The 19,599-nt window shown below is 59.6% G+C and carries 17 protein-coding genes and 1 tRNA gene; 8 read left to right on the top strand and 10 right to left on the bottom strand.

Annotation, left to right across the window (positions count from 1 at the left end; genetic code table 11):
- Nucleotides 1-26 precede the first annotated feature (26 nt).
- The 6 genes from orn to NQ018_RS05685 form a co-directional block, all read right to left on the bottom strand.
- The gene (gene orn / locus NQ018_RS05710) at nt 27-641 is read right to left on the bottom strand and encodes an oligoribonuclease (RefSeq protein WP_257059375.1); all 615 of its coding nucleotides are present in this window, start codon (nt 639-641) and stop codon (nt 27-29) included.
- On the bottom strand, nt 641-1,441 hold the full coding sequence (gene cmrA, locus NQ018_RS05705) for a mycolate reductase (RefSeq protein WP_257059373.1): 801 nt from the start codon (nt 1,439-1,441) through the stop codon (nt 641-643). The genes orn and cmrA overlap by 1 nt, the downstream gene beginning before the upstream one ends.
- 114 nt (nt 1,442-1,555) lie before the next feature.
- On the bottom strand, nt 1,556-1,897 hold the full coding sequence (locus NQ018_RS05700) for a hypothetical protein (RefSeq protein ID WP_257059370.1): 342 nt from the start codon (nt 1,895-1,897) through the stop codon (nt 1,556-1,558).
- Nucleotides 1,894-3,783, bottom strand: coding sequence for a ferrous iron transport protein B (gene feoB, locus NQ018_RS05695; protein ID WP_257059368.1), 1,890 nt, complete (start codon nt 3,781-3,783; stop codon nt 1,894-1,896). The genes NQ018_RS05700 and feoB overlap by 4 nt, the downstream gene beginning before the upstream one ends.
- Before the next feature lie 3 nt (nt 3,784-3,786).
- The gene (locus tag NQ018_RS05690) at nt 3,787-4,017 is read right to left on the bottom strand and encodes a FeoA family protein (RefSeq protein WP_257059366.1); all 231 of its coding nucleotides are present in this window, start codon (nt 4,015-4,017) and stop codon (nt 3,787-3,789) included.
- Between the two features lie 424 nt (nt 4,018-4,441).
- Nucleotides 4,442-4,515: transfer RNA gene (locus tag NQ018_RS05685), tRNA-Arg, on the bottom strand.
- 28 nt (nt 4,516-4,543) lie between these two features.
- Here NQ018_RS05685 and NQ018_RS05680 point away from each other — a divergent pair.
- Both NQ018_RS05680 and NQ018_RS05675 read left to right on the top strand, forming a co-directional pair.
- A complete protein-coding gene (locus NQ018_RS05680) occupies nt 4,544-6,556 on the top strand; it encodes a bifunctional copper resistance protein CopD/cytochrome c oxidase assembly protein (protein WP_257059364.1) in 2,013 nt (670 codons plus the stop codon).
- A 288-nt stretch (nt 6,557-6,844) separates the two neighbouring features.
- Nucleotides 6,845-7,483: a single-stranded DNA-binding protein gene (locus tag NQ018_RS05675; RefSeq protein ID WP_257059361.1), complete on the top strand. Its 639-nt coding sequence runs from the start codon at nt 6,845-6,847 to the stop codon at nt 7,481-7,483.
- A gap of 238 nt (nt 7,484-7,721) precedes the next feature.
- On the opposite strand, the gene NQ018_RS05670 is transcribed toward NQ018_RS05675, so the two are convergent.
- Complete coding sequence (locus NQ018_RS05670) at nt 7,722-7,892, bottom strand: hypothetical protein (protein WP_257038562.1); 171 nt, start codon at nt 7,890-7,892, stop codon at nt 7,722-7,724.
- A gap of 431 nt (nt 7,893-8,323) precedes the next feature.
- Here NQ018_RS05670 and NQ018_RS05665 point away from each other — a divergent pair, with 431 nt between their 5' ends.
- The 4 genes from NQ018_RS05665 to NQ018_RS05650 all read left to right on the top strand — a co-directional run bounded on the left by NQ018_RS05665 (nt 8,324) and on the right by NQ018_RS05650 (nt 11,847).
- On the top strand, nt 8,324-8,701 hold the full coding sequence (locus NQ018_RS05665) for an AlbA family DNA-binding domain-containing protein (RefSeq protein ID WP_257059357.1): 378 nt from the start codon (nt 8,324-8,326) through the stop codon (nt 8,699-8,701).
- A 287-nt stretch (nt 8,702-8,988) separates the two neighbouring features.
- Complete coding sequence (gene ettA / locus NQ018_RS05660) at nt 8,989-10,659, top strand: energy-dependent translational throttle protein EttA (protein WP_257038560.1); 1,671 nt, start codon at nt 8,989-8,991, stop codon at nt 10,657-10,659.
- A 184-nt stretch (nt 10,660-10,843) separates the two neighbouring features.
- Nucleotides 10,844-11,245, top strand: a complete 402-nt coding sequence (locus NQ018_RS05655) for an acyl-CoA thioesterase (protein WP_257059337.1) — start codon at nt 10,844-10,846, stop codon at nt 11,243-11,245.
- A gap of 5 nt (nt 11,246-11,250) precedes the next feature.
- Nucleotides 11,251-11,847 (top strand): DUF8185 domain-containing protein, encoded by a 597-nt coding sequence (locus NQ018_RS05650; protein ID WP_257059335.1) that lies wholly within the window; start codon nt 11,251-11,253, stop codon nt 11,845-11,847.
- On the opposite strand, the gene NQ018_RS05645 is transcribed toward NQ018_RS05650, so the two are convergent.
- Nucleotides 11,834-12,202, bottom strand: coding sequence for a globin (locus NQ018_RS05645; protein ID WP_257059334.1), 369 nt, complete (start codon nt 12,200-12,202; stop codon nt 11,834-11,836). The two genes, NQ018_RS05650 and NQ018_RS05645, sit on opposite strands and share 14 nt — an antisense overlap.
- A gap of 249 nt (nt 12,203-12,451) precedes the next feature.
- On the opposite strand from NQ018_RS05645, the gene NQ018_RS05640 reads away from it, so the two are divergent.
- A complete protein-coding gene (locus NQ018_RS05640) occupies nt 12,452-14,311 on the top strand; it encodes an RNA/DNA-binding domain-containing protein (RefSeq protein WP_257059333.1) in 1,860 nt (619 codons plus the stop codon).
- A 265-nt stretch (nt 14,312-14,576) separates the two neighbouring features.
- Here the strand turns inward: NQ018_RS05640 and NQ018_RS05635 are convergent, their stop codons facing one another.
- Nucleotides 14,577-15,470: a DMT family transporter gene (locus tag NQ018_RS05635; RefSeq protein WP_257059332.1), complete on the bottom strand. Its 894-nt coding sequence runs from the start codon at nt 15,468-15,470 to the stop codon at nt 14,577-14,579.
- A gap of 293 nt (nt 15,471-15,763) precedes the next feature.
- On the opposite strand from NQ018_RS05635, the gene NQ018_RS05630 reads away from it, so the two are divergent.
- On the top strand, nt 15,764-16,918 hold the full coding sequence (locus NQ018_RS05630; RefSeq protein WP_257059331.1) for a cystathionine gamma-synthase: 1,155 nt from the start codon (nt 15,764-15,766) through the stop codon (nt 16,916-16,918).
- Nucleotides 16,919-16,933: 15 nt separating this feature from the next.
- On the opposite strand, the gene pepN is transcribed toward NQ018_RS05630, so the two are convergent.
- Entirely contained in the window at nt 16,934-19,534 is a 2,601-nt protein-coding gene (pepN, locus tag NQ018_RS05625) for an aminopeptidase N (RefSeq protein ID WP_257059330.1), read from the bottom strand.
- Nucleotides 19,535-19,599 lie beyond the last annotated feature (65 nt).

The following is a 19,599-nucleotide window of genomic DNA, read 5'->3' as shown; positions in this document are numbered from 1 at the left end:
AACTATCCTAACGCAAAACGGCTTTTTTACAAAAACTGCTGGTAGGCCTCGGTGGCCTCGCGCTGCGCAGCTTTGGCTTGTTCGGTGGAGGGGTCTGGTACAAACATGGCCTTGCGGTAGTAAGCCAGCTCCTGGATGGATTCCACGATGTCCGCAAGCGCTCGGTGCGCCAACCCTTTTTCGGGCTGGTTGAAGTACACCTTGGGGGCCCAGCGGCGGGCGAGTTCCTTGACGGTGGAGACGTCGATCATTCGGTAGTGCAGCGCCGCATCGAGGCGCGGCATTTGAGCGCGGATAAACATCCGGTCGGTGGCAATCGAGTTGCCCGCCAGCAGTGGCGGCTGTTCGGAGTCGCAGTGCTCCGCAATGAGGTCCAGTACGGCCTGTTCGGCTTCCTCCACAGTCACTTGGGATGCGCGGATGGCTTCGGTGAGCCCGGAAGAGCCGTGCATGTTCTGCACGAACTCATCCATCTCCGCGAGCTCGGCCTCAGTGGCGTGCACAACCAAGTCAACGCCTTCACCGATCACGTTGAGGTCTGCGTCGGTAATGATTGCGGCTACCTCCACGATCACGTGGCGCGAAGTATCCAAGCCGGTCATCTCCAGGTCAACCCAGACTAGGCGATCATTCTTCTGCATTATGCGTCTCCCATCTTTGCGTAGAACCAGCCCATGAGCGGGGAGAGCGCGGCGGTTGGGGCCACGGCGGACACCGCGTTCATCGCCTTGGACAGCGGCCCTGGCACCACGCGGCGTTTGCCCGCGGCCATCGCCTGCAACGTTTCCTCGGAGCAGGACTCGTAGGTGGTCCACAAAAATCCCGGCACAACCTTGTCCACAATGCTCGGATCATTCACGACGGCATCACGCACCGGCCCCGGAGCCAACAACGTGCAGCTCACACCAGTGCCCTTGAGTTCGTAGTGCAGCGCCTCCGTGAAGGCATTCACACCGGCCTTGGTGAACACATACGTTGCGTTGTTGGGGATGGGTACGTTGCCGGCGGCGGAACCCACGTTGCAAATTGCACCCTCGCCGCGGCTCACCATGCCGGGAAGCACCGCATGCGTGAGCTCAAACACCGCGGTGGCGTTGAGCTCAAACTGGGAGGTCTCGTAATCCCAATCGGCCTTCAGGAATGGCCCGAAGCTCGCGATGCCGGCCGAATTCACGGCGATGTTGATCGTCCTTTCCCCCAGGCGCTCGATGAGGCCCTTGCGCTGAGCGGGGTCGGCGAGGTCCACTGCCTCAACCTCCACCACCACGGAATGCTTCGCCTCAAGTTCGGCCTTGAGTTCTTCAAGCACCTGTTCGCGGCGAGCCACCACAATGAGGTTGTGGCCCATTGCCGCCAGATCCTTTGCCATTGCGCGACCAATGCCCTGGCTGGCGCCGGTGACTAACGCAAAGGAATCGATCGCGGGGGAGGGGAGAGTCATAAAATACAAAGCCTTTCTTGCCTTGCCCATGGAACCTGAACCAGCAAGTTTACCCCGTTTCGCGAATCTCGCCCCGCTGGAGGCGGTTCTAACTTGGGTGCCAGCTAGGGTTGCTCAGCTCGCCGCGCATCCCCTACCCAGTTGCGAGCCACACCCCGCGCACCCTGCACACGCGGCCAGGCCGCTGTTCACTGAGAGGAGTTCCAGTCCGGCGCCGCGTTGTAAGTGGTGGAGGATTGCCTGCACCAGGGTGGTGCGTAAGCCGGTGGCAGCGGCTATGTCTACTGCATTGTTTGCGCCGGCCTCAATCGCGCTGCGGACCTGCTGCAATGGGCCCACCGCCGTACCTGCGTTCGCTGCCGTTGCGTTTGGAGGCAACGGAGGTGTTGGGGGTGTTGGGGGAGTTGGTGGCGTCGGACGCTTTGCCCCGAGCCCCAAGGCCGCGCGAAGTTTCATAGGAACACCTTGAGCACCTGGAACACGGCCACTGCCAGTGCCCACGCTGTGAGGAGCTGCACGCCCACGCCGATGAGGGTCCACTTCAGGCCGATCTCGCGTTTTTGGGCTGCGAGGGTGGCCACACAGGGGGTGTACGCTAGGAGGAACACCATGAACGCCCAGACAGCGGCAATGCCATGGCCGTTTGAGGCCTGGTTGAAGTCGGTGCGAATGGCTTCAGAGAGATCCTCGGACTCCTCTTCTAGCGCGTAGGTTTGCGCCCAGGTGGAGATCACGGCCTCCTTGGCAACGAAGCCAGTGAGCAGCGTGCCGGTAATGGACCAAGAGCCAAAGCCGGCTGGCTCGAACACCGGGGCGATGCCCTCAGAGATGCGGCCGTACACGCTGTCCTGGGGCGGCAGGTCCTCGCTTCCAAAGCCGTAGCCGCTCACTGCTGGCGTGGACTGCAGGAGGAACACCACCGCCACCGTGGCCACGATGATGCCACCGGCCGTGCGCAGGAAGCCCTTGAGGCGAATCCACATCACTTGCAGCGCAAGGCGCGGGCCAGGCCATTGGTATTCAGGCAGGTCAATCACCAGAGGTTCGCGGCCAAACTTGCGCCACAGGGTGTGCTTCATGGCAAAACCCACCGCCACCACCAGGCCAATGGAGATCAAATACATAGCAAACACAACAGTGCCCGCCACGTTGGGGAAGAAGGTGGCCGCCAGCATCACATACACAGTCAGGCGTGCTGAGCAGGAAGTAAAGGGAATCAGTAGTGCGGTAAGCAGGCGTTCGCGCGGCTTTGCCAGCACCCTCGTGGCGGCGATCGCGGGCACATTGCAGCCAAAGCCCACGATCAGTGGGATGAAAGCTTTGCCGGGCAGGCCAATTGCCTGCATCACGCGATCAGTCACCACCGCGGCACGCGCCATGTATCCAGAATCCTCCAAAACCGCGAGGCACAGGAACATCAGCGCCATGAGTGGGGCAAAGGTAAGCACCATGCCCACGCCCCCGATGAGCCCGTCTACCAGCAACGCCTGCAGGATGCCAGCGGGAATGACGGCGCGGGCAGCGTCGGTAAGTGGGCCTGTGAACAGGGCATCCAGCCCGTCCTGCAGTGGCGCGGCAACGGTGGTGGTGATTTGGAACACCAGCCACATCGCGGCCAGGAACACCAGCGGACCCGCCACGGGATGCAGCGCAACGCGATCGAGTTTCTCGCTGAAGCTGGTTCCCGGCTGTTTACCCGGCTGCAACACCGCCTGCGCTGCCTGGGCAACCCAGGCAAAGCGTTCCGCGATGGGGTCACCCTTGATACAGCAAGTGGGGCGCAGAGCGGCGGCGGGTTGTTCGAGTGCACGCTCCACGCCGCTGTGCAGGGCGCCAAGGTTGGCTTTCCGACGCGGGTCAATCGCCACAACAGGCACGCCCAGCGCCGCCTCCAGGGCGGTGGGGTCCACAGATTCGCCGCGGGACTGTGCAACATCATTTTTGGTCAGCGCCACTATGACGCGCAGAGGGTGCTCCAACAACTGAGCCACCATGTAGAGGCTGCGCTCCAAATTGGAGGCGTCTACGGCGACCATCACCAGGTCGGGTGGCTCATGCGTGGTGATCACCAGGTCTCGGGTGAGCTGCTCGTCTGGGCTGTTTGGGTCTAGCGAGTACGCGCCGGGGAAGTCGATGACGTCCAAGGTTTGGGATTGCGTGTCCCAGCCGCCGCGCGACACCTCCACCGTGGTGCCCGGCCAGTTGCCCATCTGCGCCTTCGCCCCGGTCAGGGCATTGAAGAGGGTGGATTTTCCCGAATTTGGGCAGCCGACCAGCGCAATTACCGGACCACCGGTGCTGGGGCGGCCCGGGGTGGAGCAGTGACACGTTGCAGCGACCATCCCTTATGCCCCCTGCGCTGCAAGGGTGCTGGCGGTGAGGCCGTCGATGGCATAGCGAGTGGAGCCGAACGCCACCACGCGTCCACCGCCTGCCGTCTTCTGGGTCACGCGAAACGCCATGCCTTCACGAAAGCCAAGCTCCTGCAACCTGCGGGTTTGCTCTTGCGGTAGTGGTGGAAGTGCAGAAAGCACACATTCTTGGTGCAGTGGGAGGTGAGCAAGTGAGGTTGCCATGTGAGCGCTCCTCTATCTACTTGTATATGAGTGTGAGGTTTTCTGGCTTGAGGATTTGAACCTCGTCGGCCGGTGTTTATACATGAATAGGCTAACCTAAGTTTTTGTGGTGGGAAAGGCTTACCTAAGCAAACGTGATATTTCTCCTATTGCTGCGATAGCTCGCTGAGGGGTGTGGGTGGGATGGGGTGTTTGGGGTGGGGTGTTTGGGGCCATTTTTGGCGTTGGTCGAGAGCTTAAAGTCGATAGGCCGTGGCGTAGGTCGATAGGGCGGGAATTTTCGGGGATTTTTGGGTGGTATCGACTTTGATCTATCGACCTCCGCGTGCTATCGACCAACGCGATATGGCTCAACCACCGGACCCCGCAAACGCAAATCTCGAGACACCGTGTGAGTAACGATGTCTCGAGACATGAGAAAATGCGCCCCCAGAGGGACTCGAACCCCCGACCAATCGGGTAGAAGCCGACTGCTCTAATCCACTGAGCTATGGAGGCATCGCTTTGTCAGGTTAGTCTGATAGCCATGTCGAGACAACATCAGGTGCGTCCAACTTGGCCTTTGTATCTTGCAGTCCTGCTCACCGCTGGTGCGGTGGCTGCCGGATTTGCCTGGAGTTTCCTTGGTGAATCACTCGCCGCGCTGGGAATTCCTGATCCTGGGCCCGTGACCACCGCGGGGTTGCCGTTCTTGCGAGCGAGCGCGTGGGTGCTCGCTGCGCTGGCGTTGGGTTCGTTCATGGTGTCGGCGTTCTACCTGGACCCAGCTCATGACCCAGCTCAAGACCCAGTTCAAGACCCGCAAACGGCCCGCAACAAACAGCGCACACAAACCCTCACTGTAGACGCCCACATTGCAGCGCGAACGGGTGCTTACGCCGCGCTGGGGTTTGCAGTGATCGCGTTGGTGATGGTGCCGATGGTGCTATCGGATGTCTCGGGCCAGCCGTTTACGCAGGCTGTGCAGTTTTTCTCCATGGCCTTGGATAGGGTTGCTGCGGCGAAGGCGTGGTTGGCTAGCGCGGTGATTGCGGTGCTGGTTGGTGTGGCTGCGCTGGTGGCGCGGTCGTGGCGGGCGCAGCCGCTTCTGGCGGTGGGTGCGTTTGCCATGGTGTTGCCGCTCGGTTTGGAGGGCCACTCGGCGGCTGGCGGCGACCATGACTATGGCACCAATTCGCTGTTGTGGCATTTGCTGTTCATGATGATTTGGGTCGGCGGCCTGGTGGGGTTGATTGCGCACGCCAGGAGGTTGGGGCCGCAGTTGGGTACGGCGGTGCGTCGGTACTCTGCGTTGGCCCTGTGGGCCGTGGTGGTGATGAGTATCTCGGGTGTGATTAATGCCGCCATTCGGGTGCGTCTGGGGGACCTGTTCACCTCTGATTATGGCCGCATGATTGTGCTGAAAGCCGTGCTGGTGTTGGTGCTTGCAGCATTGGGTTTTGCGCATCGTCGTGTGACCTTGCCGCGCCTGGATGCAGGGGATTGGGCGGCGTTTGTGCGCGTCGGCACTGTGGAGGTGCTGGTGATGGCGGTGATCGTGGGCGTGAGTGTGTCTTTGGGTCGCACCCCGCCTCCGCCGCCGCGGGTGACTGAGTTGACGCAGATGCAGGTGCAGATGGGCTACACGTTGGAGCAAGCGCCAACGCTGTGGAACGTGTGGACCATCTGGCGTTTCGACATCATGTTTAGCCTCTTCGCCCTCATCATCAGTGCCTTCTACCTGCGTGGATTGTTGAAGCTGCGCAGCCAGTCCAAGCCGTGGCCAGTGGCGCGCAGTTTCTGGTTCTTCCTGGGAACCGCCACGTTGGCGCTCACGATGAGCAGTGGCGTTGGCCTGTATATGCCTGCGATGTTCTCCATGCACATGGTGGCGCACATGATTTTGTCCATGGTGGTGCCAGTATTCCTGGTGCTGGGTGCGCCACTCACGCTCGTGCTGGAGGCGGCCGAGCCGAACTCGGTGTGGCGCAGGTGGATTCAGGCGCTGTTGGACTCGCGGATTCTGCGGGTGATGATGCACCCGGCGTTCAATACGATCCAGTTCATCACCATCTTCTACCTGCTGTATGTGACCCCTTGGTACACGCTCATGGTGTCTGAGCATGCGGGGCACCTCATTATGAACTGGGTGTTCCTGGCCTCGGGTTACCTCTATTACTGGGAGATGATCGGCGCGGACCCGAAGCCGCGGGACAATTCAGTGATTAAGCGCCTGGCATGGCTGGTGTTTTCCATGCCTTTCCACCTGTACTTCGGCGTGTACCTCATGCAGTTGCAGCAAGTGCTGGCCGAGGATTTCTATCTTTCGCTGGACTTGCCGTGGGACATCGACCTGAAGCGGGACCAGGGTATTGGCGGAGGAATCGCGTGGGCGTCGGGTTCGTTCCCGCTGGTAGTAGTGTTTGGCACGCTGTTTCTGCAGTGGCTGCGTGAGGACCGCAAGACCGAGCGCGAATACGAGCAAGCCGCCGAAGCAAACGACGACGCCGAGCTCGCCGCCTACAACGAAATGCTCGCCCGCATGCAACGCAAGCCCTGATCCCACGGTTGTGGATAACTCGCCCCAAAAACCCCTTCGTTTCGCCCCAAATTCCACAGGCGCGGCGGAGGGGGTTTTGCATGTTTGCCGGCGGCGGCATGCTGGGGATTGGCCGCGCGCAAAGGAGATGCCACAGAGATGCCATAGCCAAGCGGGTAAGCATTTCCGACGTCCTAAGGGCCCGCACCTCCGCCTGCTCCAAGGGGGAGGGCGCTACCAAAGGCGTGCCGCGGCCAGGCTTCAACGCCTCTAGAAAACCGCAGGAAAACATGCATGAAAGGCACGCACATGACTAACCAAATCACCTTGATGGGCAACCTTGCTTCCGCCCCGGAAATGCGAAAGTTCCCCAGCGAAGCCCACTTGACCACGTTCCGCCTGGTGAGCTCGCGCAGCCGCCTGGGGCAGGACGGCAAGTGGGAAAACTACGACAAATTGTTCATCGACGTTGAATGTTGGGGCAACCTCGCCCTCAACGTGCGCACCTCACTGGTAAAAGGCCGGCCGGTGGTGTGCACTGGCTACCTGATTACCAAAGAATGGAAGCAGGACGGCAAAATCCAGGGGCAGAAAATCGTGCTGAAGGCCACCTCCGTGGCGCTGGATCTGAACCGGTACATCGCCGCCAGCAAGAAATCCACGGACAGCTCAGTGGAAGTGGGGGACCTCAAAGCGCCCGATGGGCAGGCAGTGGTGGACTTCGATTACAGCGCGCCCGAAGGCTCAGGCACGAGCACGGATTCGAGTTCTGCTGCGCAGCGGCACGCGAGTGCGGGGAGCACTCGGAACGAGGGTGACGACGCTGCAGATCCCGGTGCTCTTGAGTCAAGCCCAGCCAAGGAACTTGTGGGCGCGGGCGTTGCCAGCTCCAGTTCCGGAGGTGGGGGTGGCGCGGCGCTGGACGGCGAGGGCGAGCCACCCTTCTAAGCCGTCTTGCCGCTCGATCAAGGGCTCTCCAATCCGGATGGAAACTCCGCGCTCTGAAGAGTAATGCTTGCGCTTGTACGTCGGCTTGACGCTGTGAGGGAGAGCTCTTCTCGAACTTTGCGGTGCTTCGGCGCCCACGATCAACTTGCAAATCGTGGGCGTCCGTAAGTGCGAATTACTTCAACGTCAGATTCACAATGCCTCCTGGCGGCAAAATCGTGTTCACCACGGTTGGTCCTCAGAGGTTCGCCTTCACGGTATCAGCGGCGAGTGCGGTGGCGGTGATGTCATCCTCGGAGGCATCGGTGGCGACGATGAAGCGGGTGCGCTCCACATAATCCTTTCTATCGGCGTTGCCGGTTGCCTTTGCGTACAGCCCCGTGATGGTTTCACTTCCACCGCAGGTCATGGCACCGCACAGCCGGTGAAGAGGCCGTTATTTCATCAACGGTCGTGAAAACATCCAATTATGTTTTCATCATCGCTCATCCCCCAACAATGATTGAAAGCATCCTGCATCCTTAACCCTTCTATGCTCTGACACCCCACCACTAAGTCGGAATGCTAAATGCCTTGGTCAGAAGCGGGTTTCCGCAGAGTGAATGCATCCCACGAGAGCCGAGCGCAGGGCCGGCCCCAAAAGAGATCACTCACTCAAGGCTTCTCCGCGGGGGTGCGAGAACTCACCGCATTTCATCTACTTTCCATCATTCTCGCCTCTCATATCCCCACCGAGAAATTAGCTTGACCTCGTACTTCCCTCAAACATCTCATCAGCAATGAGGAAATGATTTAATCATTCTGGAACCCCTCCACATTGATTAAATCATTCTGTACACCATGATCCTCATGGTTATGTCTGTAGCCGAGATCAAACAACGCATCCTCGCAGGTGAGGATATCTTCACCGAGTTTAAACAACGTGACAGGCCGGATGCCCTCACCAAAGAAGACATGGTAAGAAACCTCGTTGCCTTAGCTAACACCGCTGCAACTGGGCCGACAATGCCGCGCGCGCTGTTTATCTGCGTCAGTGATAGAGGTCGGCCAACCGGCTATACCCCATTTCAAGAGTTCAGATCAACGAATGACTTGGTTGCCTATGTTCAAGACACGACGCTTCCCCCATTGATCGTTGAAGCTACCGAGCACGTCATCGATGGCAACAGCGTTCTCGTGACTTTCCCATTCACATCGAAGGGAACGAGGTACGAGTAATCGGGGTGAGGCCGGACCACTGATTGGTGGGGCCCAATCTCAGCTCAATCGGGATCGGGTTAGGGAAAGGGGCTCACTACCGTCGCTGTCAGCGAAACGCTTAGACGAAAAGTTTGAGATGGACGTTGTTGTCCGTTACGAGAACCCTTTACGAGGACAATGTAGGGCCGTCTTGGGCTTTCTATGCCGTCTGAGACCCTTCAGGCCCGCTAGGCCACCGTTTGCTCTGCTTCACGCTATGATGGTTCCCTGACATTTCTCTCACACCATTAAAGGGGACCATTACAGTGGGCGAGTTCATCTACACGATGAAGAACGTGCGCAAGGCCATCGGTGACAAAGTCATTTTGGACAACGTCACCATGGCCTTTTATCCAGGCGCAAAGATCGGTGTTGTCGGCCCAAACGGTGCCGGTAAGTCCTCGATCCTGAAGATCATGGCTGGCCTTGATCAGCCTTCCAACGGCGAGGCATTCCTCGATCCAGGTGCCACCGTGGGCATCCTGCTGCAGGAGCCACCGCTGAATGAGGAAAAGACCGTCCGCGAGAACGTGGAGGAGGGTCTTGGCGAGATCTTTGAGAAGAAGAAGCGCTTTGAGGCCATCGCGGAAGAGATGGCCACCAACTACACCGACGAGCTGATGGAGGAGATGGGCAAGCTCCAGGAAGAGCTTGACCACGCCGACGCCTGGGAGGTGGACTCCAAGATCGAGCAGGCTATGGAGGCGCTGCGCTGCCCGCCTTCCGACGAGCCAGTCACCCATCTGTCCGGAGGTGAGCGCCGCCGCGTCGCGTTGGCAAAGCTGCTGCTCTCCGAACCGGACCTGTTGCTGCTCGACGAGCCCACCAACCACCTGGACGCAGAAAGCGTGCAGTGGCTGGAGAAGCACCTGGCAGACTACAAGGGCGCCGTTTTGGCCGTGACTCACGACCGCTACTTCTTGGACCACGTTGCGCAATGGATCTGTGAGGTGGACCGCGGCAAGCTCTACCCATACGAGGGTAACTACTCCACCTACCTGGAAACCAAGGCCCAGCGCCTTGAGGTGGCAGGCAAGAAGGACCAGAAGCTGCAAAAGCGCCTGAAGGAAGAGCTCGCCTGGGTGCGTTCCGGTGCAAAGGCCCGCCAGGCAAAGAATAAGGCTCGTCTGCAGCGCTACGAGGAAATGGTTGCGGAGGCCGAGCAGTACAAGAAGCTCGACTTTGAAGAGATCCAGATCCCAACCCCACCACGCCTGGGCAACCAGGTTGTGGAGGTCAACAACCTCACCAAGGGTTTCGATGGCCGCGTGCTCATCAAGGATCTCTCCTTCACCCTGCCGCGCAACGGCATTGTGGGCGTGATCGGTCCAAACGGTGTGGGTAAGTCCACCCTGTTCAAGACCATCGTGGGCCTGGAGGAGCCGGATTCCGGTGAGGTGAACGTTGGCCAAACGGTGAAACTTTCCTACGTGGACCAGGGCCGTGAAAACATCGACCCAGAAAAGACCGTGTGGGAAGTGGTTTCCGACGGCCTGGATTACATCCACGTTGGCCAGAACGAAATGCCTTCGCGCGCATACCTCTCCGCGTTCGGCTTCAAGGGCCCAGACCAGCAGAAGCCTTCCAAGGTGCTCTCCGGTGGTGAGCGCAACCGCCTGAACCTGGCGCTCACCTTGAAGCAGGGCGGCAACCTGATCCTGCTCGACGAGCCAACAAATGACCTCGACGTGGAAACCCTCGGCTCGCTGGAAAATGCGCTGCAAAACTTCCCAGGTTGTGCAGTGGTGATTTCCCACGACCGTTGGTTCCTGGACCGCACCTGTACCCACATCCTTGCCTGGGAGGGCAACGTGGCGGAAGGCCAGTGGTTCTGGTTCGAGGGCAACTTTGAGGATTATGAGAAGAACAAGGTGGAGCGCCTCGGCCCCGAGGCCGCACGCCCATCACGCGTGACGCACCGCAAGCTCACCCGTTAATCTCTCGCACCATCCGAGACCAAAGGTCAAAGACCTACCGCCCGGGTGCTGGAACCAAATGCCAGCGCCGGGCGTTTTCCATGATGCTTCCCTGAACTCCCCGTGCTCGCGTTGGGGTGTGGGGTGCTGGGGGCGTCGTTACTGCTGAACTGAACTGCACGGCATTTGAAGTTTTGAGGATTCCATGAGTGACCACATCACTACCATTCCCTTGCGCTGGGGCGACTTTGATCGCTTTGGCCATGTGACGAACACCGCCTACCTTGAGCTGGCGCAAGAGGCGCGCACCTTGTGGGCGCGGGACCGCTTTGACACGAAGGGCCATGAGATTCCCGCCGTGTTTATCCGCAAGCTTGAGGTGGAGTACTTGCGCCCGGTGATGCCTTCGCAGAGCGAGGTTGAGGTACGTACGCGGGTGAATCATGTGGGCAAGACATCGTTTAGCACCACGCAGGATATTGTTGCAGGTGGGGAGGTTGCCGCTACCGTGACCACCGTTGCCGTCGCGGTGGACTTCAAGACTGCTACCCCGCGCGCTATTACCGCCCGTGAGGCAAAAATCCTCATGCCACCGGCAGAAAAGTAGCCCTCATGGATACCCAGGGAGCACTCCACATTGGCGCAGGTGAACGCGGACTCGAGACGATGCTGCAGCGCGCGGTCCGCCTAGATGCGCAGGCCAAGCTACGGCTCCAGCAGGCGGGCGAGGCGGTGAATGTGTATGTGACCACGCCTTTCGAGGTGCTTGCGTGCCGACGCGTCCAAGGCAGTGCCCACGACGCATCCCCGCGCCTCGCCGCCACCTGGGCGCCAGCAACGAGCTGGCCTGGGGCGCTGCCGCCCGCGCGGGGTTTCCAACTGCTGGACACCGTGCCCGTGGACGTGGCCTATGACCTGGCAGAGCAGGGGCGGGGCCTGGCCAGGCAGTTTTCGGGTCCGCTCGGCCCGCCGGCGAGCCTGCTCAATCAAACCGTACTCACCGTTGAGGCCGGCGAGGCCACCGCAGAGATCCCTATGCGCATGATTTTCGCCTGCACCGCCATGGGCTTCATCCCGCCTGCGTTCACCGCGGAGGAGGATGTGCCGCGCACCTTGAGGGTTTCCACCGCGGGAAGCTGGGTGCGCATCGATGCGCCGTTTGGCAGCGTCTACCACGCCAAGCGGCTCAACCTGCTCACTCTTGGTTAATCATCATGCCGGCGGCGCGTTGCATGTGATCCCAGATGGCAGCGCGCTGTTCCTCAGTGAGTTCCACCTGGTCCAAGGCCTGGCTCATGAGGTCGAGCCAGCGCTGGGCCTCTTTCTCTCCAATGGCAAAGGGCATGTGGCGCATCCTCAGGCGAGGGTGTCCGCGCTGCTCACCATAGGTTTTGGGGCCACCCCAATATTGCTCTAGGAACCAGCGCAGGCGGTCCTCGGAACCCTCCCAGTCATCCTGCGGATACATTGGGCCGATCAGGTCATCCTCGCGCATCAAGGCGTAAAAGTGCGCCACGAAGGTGCGAAACGTTTCCTCGCCGCCCACCTCTTCATACAAGCTCATTGTTCTCAGTGTAGGCGAACCCTTCCGTGTGTGGGCAGACGGTGGGGGGCCTAATCAGAGTGGACATGCGGACGAAAAATGGGTGGATCATCATTGTGAAAGCAGCCCACTGAAGAAGTATCAATGATGCTTCTCCGGGACTATCAATGATGTAGAAATAGGCCTTGTACTGGCCTTTATTTTCCGTCATTGTGAATGTTCATGAGAAGTATCATTGATGCTTTGAAGTATCAATGATAGTGTTCGGGCATGAATGATGCAGAAGTGATGGAACTGATTCAAATCCTACGAGAGTCAGGAAATGACAACTACCGAGTTGAAGCAAAAGATGCTTCATCTGGGATCCCTAGGTCATTGGACGCCACTTTTTCTGCATTTGGCAATATGCCAGAGGGTGGACTGATTCTGTTGGGGGTAGCAGAGCAAGGCGGCACTTTTGAAGTCACGGGGGTTTCTGACGCGAAAGCGGCCTTGGATGCACTCGGAAGCAAGGCGCGCCAGAAGATTGTCCCACCACTTCAATTGGGGGCAGTGGATACACATTTGATAGATGGAAAAACGGTGATTAGCTGCGTGATCCCCCCGCAGCCAAATCAGTTCAAGCCATTTAAAGTAGGCAGTTTCGGCCCTGCATACACACGTGCAGCAGACGGCGACTACCGACTTTCGCCGCAAGAGGAACAATATCTGGTGGGTTTGGGGGGACAACCTTTCTATGACCGCATGCCTGTGGCCGGGGCGTCGGTGGAGAAGGATCTCGCTCCTGACTTAGTGGATCAGTACCTCGACGTGTACCTCAAAGGTAGTGTGCGATTGCGAAATTCGAGCCGCGATGAGCAACTCCTGCGTTCCAATGTGGTGGCAAATGATTCCGGAGAACCTACATTGGCGGCGATATACGCACTTGGTGTCCATCCACAGCAGTTTCTCCCACACCTCTCAGTGAAGGTTCATGTAAAACCGGAGAACCCGGACGTAACGGCGCTGCGTTTGATTGACGCAGACCAGTTTTACGGGCCTGTCCCTGATTTGTTGTCTCAGTCTTTTGAGTGGGTGAATAAGCAGCTCAGGACTGCTGTTGTGTTTGAAGATGGTCAAGGTAGGGATTTGCCTGAGCTTCCCGCAGTGGCAATCCGGGAACTGATAGCGAACGCGCTTGTCCATCGAGATTTGTCCAGCGCCAGCTTTGGTACCTATGTGCAGGTGGTGAAGACTGCAACCAAGCTCATCATTTCCAGTCCAGGGGGCTTGTGGGGCATCACCCAACGTCAACTCGGTTCAACAAGTCCACGGGCGCGAAATCCTGTCCTCTATGCAATGTGCTCGGCTATCAAGACTAGTGACGACAAACGGGTCATCGAGGGTCACGCCACAGGTATCCCAGCAACACGACGCGCCCTGAGTCAGGCCTTCTTGCCGGAGCCGTACTTCAAAGATGGTGTTATCCGGTTTCAGGCGGTTCTTTCATCGGCAACAGTACTCAGTTCGGAACAGATGCGTTGGCTCGGAGGGCTCGCCGGCGCGGGAACGCTTTCTGTGGCACAAAAACATGCCTTGGTGAGGATGAAAGCGGGGCAAGCGATGACGAACAGTTCGTACCGTGAGTTTTTCCCAATGGATTCCGTGCATGCTCGTAATGAGCTTCAAGAGCTCGTCCAGTTCGGGCTTGCAAAGACGGTAGGTTCTGGCCGCGCAACTGAATATCTGCTCAACGAAGCCGTACAAGCCGCTGATGAACTCAACAAGCTAATCTCGGAGCCTGATGGGGCCAAGGAGGCGCAGGAAGCCAAGGTGCAAGATCTTGAGCATGTCCGCAGAGAGCGCGAAGAGGATGACACCGCAGGTCTAGTACACCCAGTAAGCCCAGTAAATCGGGTGAATCCGGTGAATCCGGGCAGGTTCAAGCGTTTGACGATGGCGGAAAGGCAAGGCCAGATCCTCGTAGCGTTGAAAGCTGCGGGTGAGCCGTTATCCAAAGAGCAGCTACGCCAGGTCACCGGGTTCACCCCAGGGCAAATTACTCCTGCGATTCAAACCATGTTGAAGGAAGGCACAATTAGGTTTACGGAACCGCAGAGAAGTAGATTCCAGCGCTATGCGATCGCTTAGTGGAGCCGAATATTTCTGCAGATCAGGGATCATCATTGTGAAAGCAGCCCACTGAAAAAGTATCAATGATACTTCTCCGGGACTATTAATGATGTAGAAACAGGCCTTGTACTGGCCTTTATTGTCCGTCATTGTGAATGCTCATGAGAAGTATCATTGATGCTTTGAAGTATCAATGATGAAACATGAACAATCGTTACGGACTGTGCCATGAGGGTATTGAGTGGTGTCGGCAGCGTAAATCTCGCGTAAATCTCTCGTAGAACTACAGCAGCCGCATTACTGCCACGCCGCTGAGAATGGTGAGCACGCCGATGATTTGCCTGCGCCGGATGCGTTTGCCAAATGCCCGGTCCACGGCCAGCGAGCCGCCCATGAGGCCCGCCAGGCCCGCCATCACCGTGAGCCCCGTGCCGATTACCGGCGCAAGCGCCGCATTGGTCCCCACGAACGCCGCGCCGATGAGCCCGCCAAGCCACATCCACCACGGGTTCGCGCGCTGCGGATCCACGCGATTCACTCGCGGACGCCATCGCAGCACCACGTTGATCAGCACCAAGAGTGCCGTGCCCACACTGAAGGAAATCAGCGCAGCCACCAGCCAGGTCCCAACCGCCTTGCCGAGCTGGCCGTTGATCGCAGACTGGCTCGCCAGCAGCGCACCAAACACCACGCCCGCGAGGCGCCATTTCCACAGCGCCTCTCCACCAGCGGAAAGGGAATGGGGCTTGCCGACGGTCACCAGCACCCCAGCCATCACCACCGCAGCGCCCAACGCGCGTAGGGGAGTCAGGTGGTTTTCCGGCGCTTGAAACCACCCAAACTGGTCGATGAGCAGCCCCATGAGGATTTGCCCAGCCGTTGGCAGCACAACCGTTTCCACCGCCCCGAGCCGGGGAAACAGCAAGATGTTGCCAGTTAGCGCCACCACACCGAAGGCGCCGCCGAGCCACATCCATGCTGGCAGTTGCACTGCGCTGCTCAGTGCGCCCAGGGACCTTGCGGCCAACGTTGCCAGCAGGAGCCCGAGGGTGCCCACCGCGAAGGAAATCATGGAGGCGGAAAACGGGGTGCCCGTGGACATGCGCAGCCGGTTGTTGGCCACTGTCTGCCAGGGGATGAGAAACCCCGCAACCACTCCGATGAGTACCCAGGCCATACACACTCCTTAGCGCTGGTTCGCATTACTAATTGCAACCCGTTGCAGCCCACTGCACTGTCCACGGGCAACCTTGAGCTGTTTCACAGCCTAACGCGCGCGGATGGGGTGGGTATTCCGTGCCAAAGGCTGGGGTGATGTGCAGCGGTGGGGGAGCTGGAGAGTGGGAGTTTTATTCAATACCCCTAGTAGTGCCTAGTCCAAGTGAACAGCTTGGTCTACTATGTGTGCTAATTGTGCCCGCGGACCACGGGCCCTCAAACCGCCTACGTGCAAAGGAGCCGGCTACCACTATGAGCGCTGCAAACGATCAAGGATTCTCCACCGCCAGCATTCACGCAGGCTACGAGCCAGATTCCCTCTATGGTTCCATCAACACCCCAATTTATGCCTCTACTACGTTCGCACAAAATGGGTTGAATGAGCTCCGCGGTGGCTATGAGTACACCCGCTGTGGCAATCCCACCATCACCGCTCTAGAAAAGACCGTGGCGGCGCTGGAGGGAGCGGCGTTTGGCCGCGCGTTCTCCTCCGGTATGGCAGCAACCGACGTGCTCCTGCGCATCTTCCTGCGCCCAGGCAGCCACCTGGTGTTCGGCCACGACGCCTACGGCGGCACGTTCCGCCTCATTGACCAGGTGTTTACTCAGTGGGGTGTGGAATACACCGTGGTGGACACCACCGATGCTCAGGCTGTGGGGCAGGCGGTGCAGGAAAACACCGCGCTGGTGTGGCTGGAAACCCCCTCCAACCCAGGCCTTTCCATCACAGACATCCAGGCCGTGGCAGACGCCGTTGCCGGCCGCGCGCCGCTGGTTGTGGACAACACCTTTGCCTCCCCCTACCTGCAAAACCCCCTCAAGCTAGGTGCTGCGGCGGTGCTGCACTCCACCACGAAGTACATTGGCGGGCATTCTGACGTTGTGGGTGGCCTCGTGGTCACCAATGACGCGAAGCTAGATGAGGATTTGCTGTTCTACCAGGGCGGCACGGGTGCCATCCCATCCGTGTTTGATGCTTACCTCACCGCGCGTGGCCTGAAGACCCTCGCTGTGCGCATGGACCGCCACTGCGATAACGCCGAGGCCATTGCCAAGCACCTCAACGCAAGCGAAAAGGTTGCCACCGTGCTCTACCCAGGCCTGGAAACTCACCCAGGCCACGAGGTTGCAGCCCGCCAGATGCGCCGCTTCGGCGCCATGATTTCCGTTCGTTTCCACTCAGAGGAGGCCGCCCGCGCCTTCTGCCTGAACACCAAGGTGATTGCGTTGGCGGAGTCGCTTGGTGGGGTGGAGTCCCTGGTGGAGCACCCGGCCTCCATGACTCACCAATCTGTGACCGACTCCGTGCTTGAGGTGCCACGCGACCTGGTGCGCATCTCCGTGGGCATTGAGGACATTGAGGACTTGATCTCAGACGTCGACGCAGCCCTCGCAGCCATCAACTAGTCATCAACTAGCCATTTAGGAGCGGTCAAACGCGCGGTTGCGCAGCGCACGCTCCTGCTCGGCCTTGCCCTCTAGGATCACGCGGCGCAAACCGCCCGGCAGGTTGTCCTGCTCTAGGAAGGCCGCGGCACGCTGGACACCTTCCTGGGAAATGTCCCAGCTCGGGTAGATGCCGCCCAAGGTCACCAGGGCAACCTCGCTGCTCAGGTTTTCCCACAGGGGCAGCGCCAACTCAAAGGCCGCGGAGTTGTGCGCCTGCAACAGCGGGCCAGCTCCAGGTGCGCGCAGGCCCTCCAACTTGTGGCGCAGTTGCAGGTTGGACAAGGTGTTGTCCAGTGCGGTGATCTCCGCAAACACCGAGTCCTTGGTGTCCTGGGTTGGCAGCGCCGCCTGGGCACGCAGTGCCGCAAGCTCACTGGCCGCGGTGCGGTATTCGGCGCTGAGGGCGTCGATACGCTCCTTTGCATCCTCCTGCTTGCCCGCCGCAATGCGTGCGGTGAGTGCGGCCCAGCGCAGGTCCTCGTCCACTTCAAGGCCTGGCAATGGGGATTCACCGGCTGCGATCTGCGCGAACAGTTCCAAAGCCTCGGGGCTTTCGGCCAGCGGGGTGCGCGAAAGGGCCTGGACGAAGGCCAGTTGGATGTCGCCAGTGGTTTCCTTCGCGCCGGCGAGCAGCAGGTCCGCCAGCGCAACGTTGTGGCCCTCCCAGCTCGGGTCCACAAAACGAGCGTTTGCGGAGGTGGCCTGGAGCAAAACGCGCTCCAACACGGCGATCTCCGTTTCATGCTTGGCACCGCGGGCGGCCAGCGCGATGAAGTCGCGGGCGCGCATGGTGCCGGCGCGAGTCATCTCCCAGGCAGCGGACCAGCACAGGGAACGTGCCATCGGGTCCTCAATGCGGTCAATGTTGGCCAGCGCAAACTCCAAAGAAGCGGGGTCCAGCTCGAGCAGGGCATAGGTGAGGTCTTCATCGTTAATCAAAATCAGATCAGCCTCTTGGCCCGCAAACTCCGGGATCTCCGTGAGGGCGCCGGTGACGTCCAGCTCCACCCGGTTGGTGCGGCGCACCACGCCGTCTGGCGCTAGGGAGTACAGGCCCACTGCCACGCGGTGGTCGCGCAATTCACCCGCGCCGGGCTGGGCACCGCGCTGCTCGATGGCAAGGCGCGTGATGCGTCGGCCATCCTTTTCCACCTTGGTGGCCAGCGTGTTTACACCTGTGGTCTTGAGCCACTGCTGTGCCCAGCCGGAGAGGTCGCGCCCGGAAGCCTCCGCGAGCGCCGCCAGGAGGTCATCAAAGGTGGCATTGCCAAACGCGTGGGTGGCAAAGTGCTTGCGTACCCCGGCAAAGAAAGCTTCGCGGCCCACGTAGGCCTGGAGTTGCTTGAGCACGGATGCGCCCTTGGCGTAGGTGATGCCGTCGAAGTTCTGCTCTACCGTTTCAATATCTGTGGCATCCGCCGTGATTGGGTGCGTCGAGGGAAGCTGATCTTGCTGGTACGCCCAAGACTTCTCCACGGAAGCAAACGTCACCCAAGCCGTGTCAAACTCCGTTGCCTCGGCCTGGGAAATGGCTGCGGCCCAGGTGGCAAAGGACTCGTTGAGCCAGAGGTCGCCCCACCACTGCATGGTCACCAGGTCGCCGAACCACATGTGCGCCATTTCGTGCAAGATGGTGTCACACCTGCGCTCGTAGCGGTAGCGGGTGACCTTGGAGGAAAACACGTACTCGTCGCGGAATGTCACCGCACCGGCGTTTTCCATGGCACCCATGTTGAACTCGGGCACAAACAACTGGTCGTATTTGCCAAAGGGGTAGGCGTAGCCAAAGTTGGCGTGGTAGAAATCAAATCCCTGTTTGGTTTGGGTGAACAGGGTGTCTGCATCCAGGTGCTTGGCCAGGGACTGCCGGCAGTAAATCGCCATGGGGATTTCCACCTCATGTGGCTGGTCAGCCGGGGTTTCCGCATGGTGGGTGAGGGAGCCGCGGTACGTATCGGTGACCTCAAAGTAATTACCCGCGCAGAAAGCCACCAGGTAGGTGGAAAGAGGCGTATCGACGGCACCCGTATGCAAGCTGGCCGGCTTCCCATCTGCACCGGTGGTCTCCGTGACCTCCATGGTTGCGTTAGTGATCACCTTCCACTGCTGTGGTGCGGTGATAGCAAAGGAGTAGGTGGCTTTCAGATCTGGCTGGTCAAAGCAAGCGAATACGCGCTTGGCGTCAGCGGTTTCAAACTGGCTGTAGAGGTACACCTCGCCGTCAGCGGGGTCCACAAACCGGTGTAGGCCCTGGCCGGTGCGGGAGTAGGAGCAGAGCGCTTCGATGCGCAGCTCGTGGTGACCCTCAGTGATGGTCAGGGGGATCCCGCTCTTCTCCAGCTCCGCAGCCTGCCCCAGCTCCAAAGGGACGCCGTCGAGCGTCGCTACGCTAATTGAGTGTGCCCGCAGATCAATGAAAGTTTCCCCCTGGCCCAAACCCTCAAACGTGATGGTAGTGGTGGAGCCGAACTCCGTTTCCCCGCGCGTGAGATCAAGCTCAATGGCGTAGTGATGCACCTTGAGCAGGCTTGCGCGTGCCTCGGCTTCGAGCTGGGTCAAGTTAATGGAACTCATCTCACATCCGTTTCATGTTTTGGTAGGTAATTGGGGGTACGAACACCACAACGATACACCCGAGG

It is taken from the genome of Corynebacterium kozikiae, from assembly GCF_024580965.1.
Classification (GTDB): domain Bacteria; phylum Actinomycetota; class Actinomycetes; order Mycobacteriales; family Mycobacteriaceae; genus Corynebacterium; species Corynebacterium kozikiae.
This window is presented reverse-complemented; position numbering and strand designations above follow the sequence as displayed.

Coding starts and splice junctions, on each gene's coding strand:
- feoB (WP_257059368.1), bottom strand. CDS start 3,783: ATGGTCGCTGCAACGTGTCACTGCTCCACCCCGGGCCGCCCCAGCACC.
- NQ018_RS05700 (WP_257059370.1), bottom strand. CDS start 1,897: ATGAAACTTCGCGCGGCCTTGGGGCTCGGGGCAAAGCGTCCGACGCCA.
- NQ018_RS05670 (WP_257038562.1), bottom strand. CDS start 7,892: ATGACCTGCGGTGGAAGTGAAACCATCACGGGGCTGTACGCAAAGGCA.
- NQ018_RS05655 (WP_257059337.1), top strand. CDS start 10,844: ATGAGTGACCACATCACTACCATTCCCTTGCGCTGGGGCGACTTTGAT.
- pepN (WP_257059330.1), bottom strand. CDS start 19,534: ATGAGTTCCATTAACTTGACCCAGCTCGAAGCCGAGGCACGCGCAAGC.
- NQ018_RS05675 (WP_257059361.1), top strand. CDS start 6,845: ATGACTAACCAAATCACCTTGATGGGCAACCTTGCTTCCGCCCCGGAA.
- NQ018_RS05665 (WP_257059357.1), top strand. CDS start 8,324: ATGATCCTCATGGTTATGTCTGTAGCCGAGATCAAACAACGCATCCTC.
- NQ018_RS05645 (WP_257059334.1), bottom strand. CDS start 12,202: ATGAGCTTGTATGAAGAGGTGGGCGGCGAGGAAACGTTTCGCACCTTC.
- orn (WP_257059375.1), bottom strand. CDS start 641: ATGCAGAAGAATGATCGCCTAGTCTGGGTTGACCTGGAGATGACCGGC.
- cmrA (WP_257059373.1), bottom strand. CDS start 1,441: ATGACTCTCCCCTCCCCCGCGATCGATTCCTTTGCGTTAGTCACCGGC.
- NQ018_RS05650 (WP_257059335.1), top strand. CDS start 11,251: ATGGATACCCAGGGAGCACTCCACATTGGCGCAGGTGAACGCGGACTC.
- NQ018_RS05680 (WP_257059364.1), top strand. CDS start 4,544: ATGTCGAGACAACATCAGGTGCGTCCAACTTGGCCTTTGTATCTTGCA.
- NQ018_RS05640 (WP_257059333.1), top strand. CDS start 12,452: ATGAATGATGCAGAAGTGATGGAACTGATTCAAATCCTACGAGAGTCA.
- NQ018_RS05690 (WP_257059366.1), bottom strand. CDS start 4,017: ATGGCAACCTCACTTGCTCACCTCCCACTGCACCAAGAATGTGTGCTT.
- NQ018_RS05630 (WP_257059331.1), top strand. CDS start 15,764: ATGAGCGCTGCAAACGATCAAGGATTCTCCACCGCCAGCATTCACGCA.
- NQ018_RS05635 (WP_257059332.1), bottom strand. CDS start 15,470: ATGGCCTGGGTACTCATCGGAGTGGTTGCGGGGTTTCTCATCCCCTGG.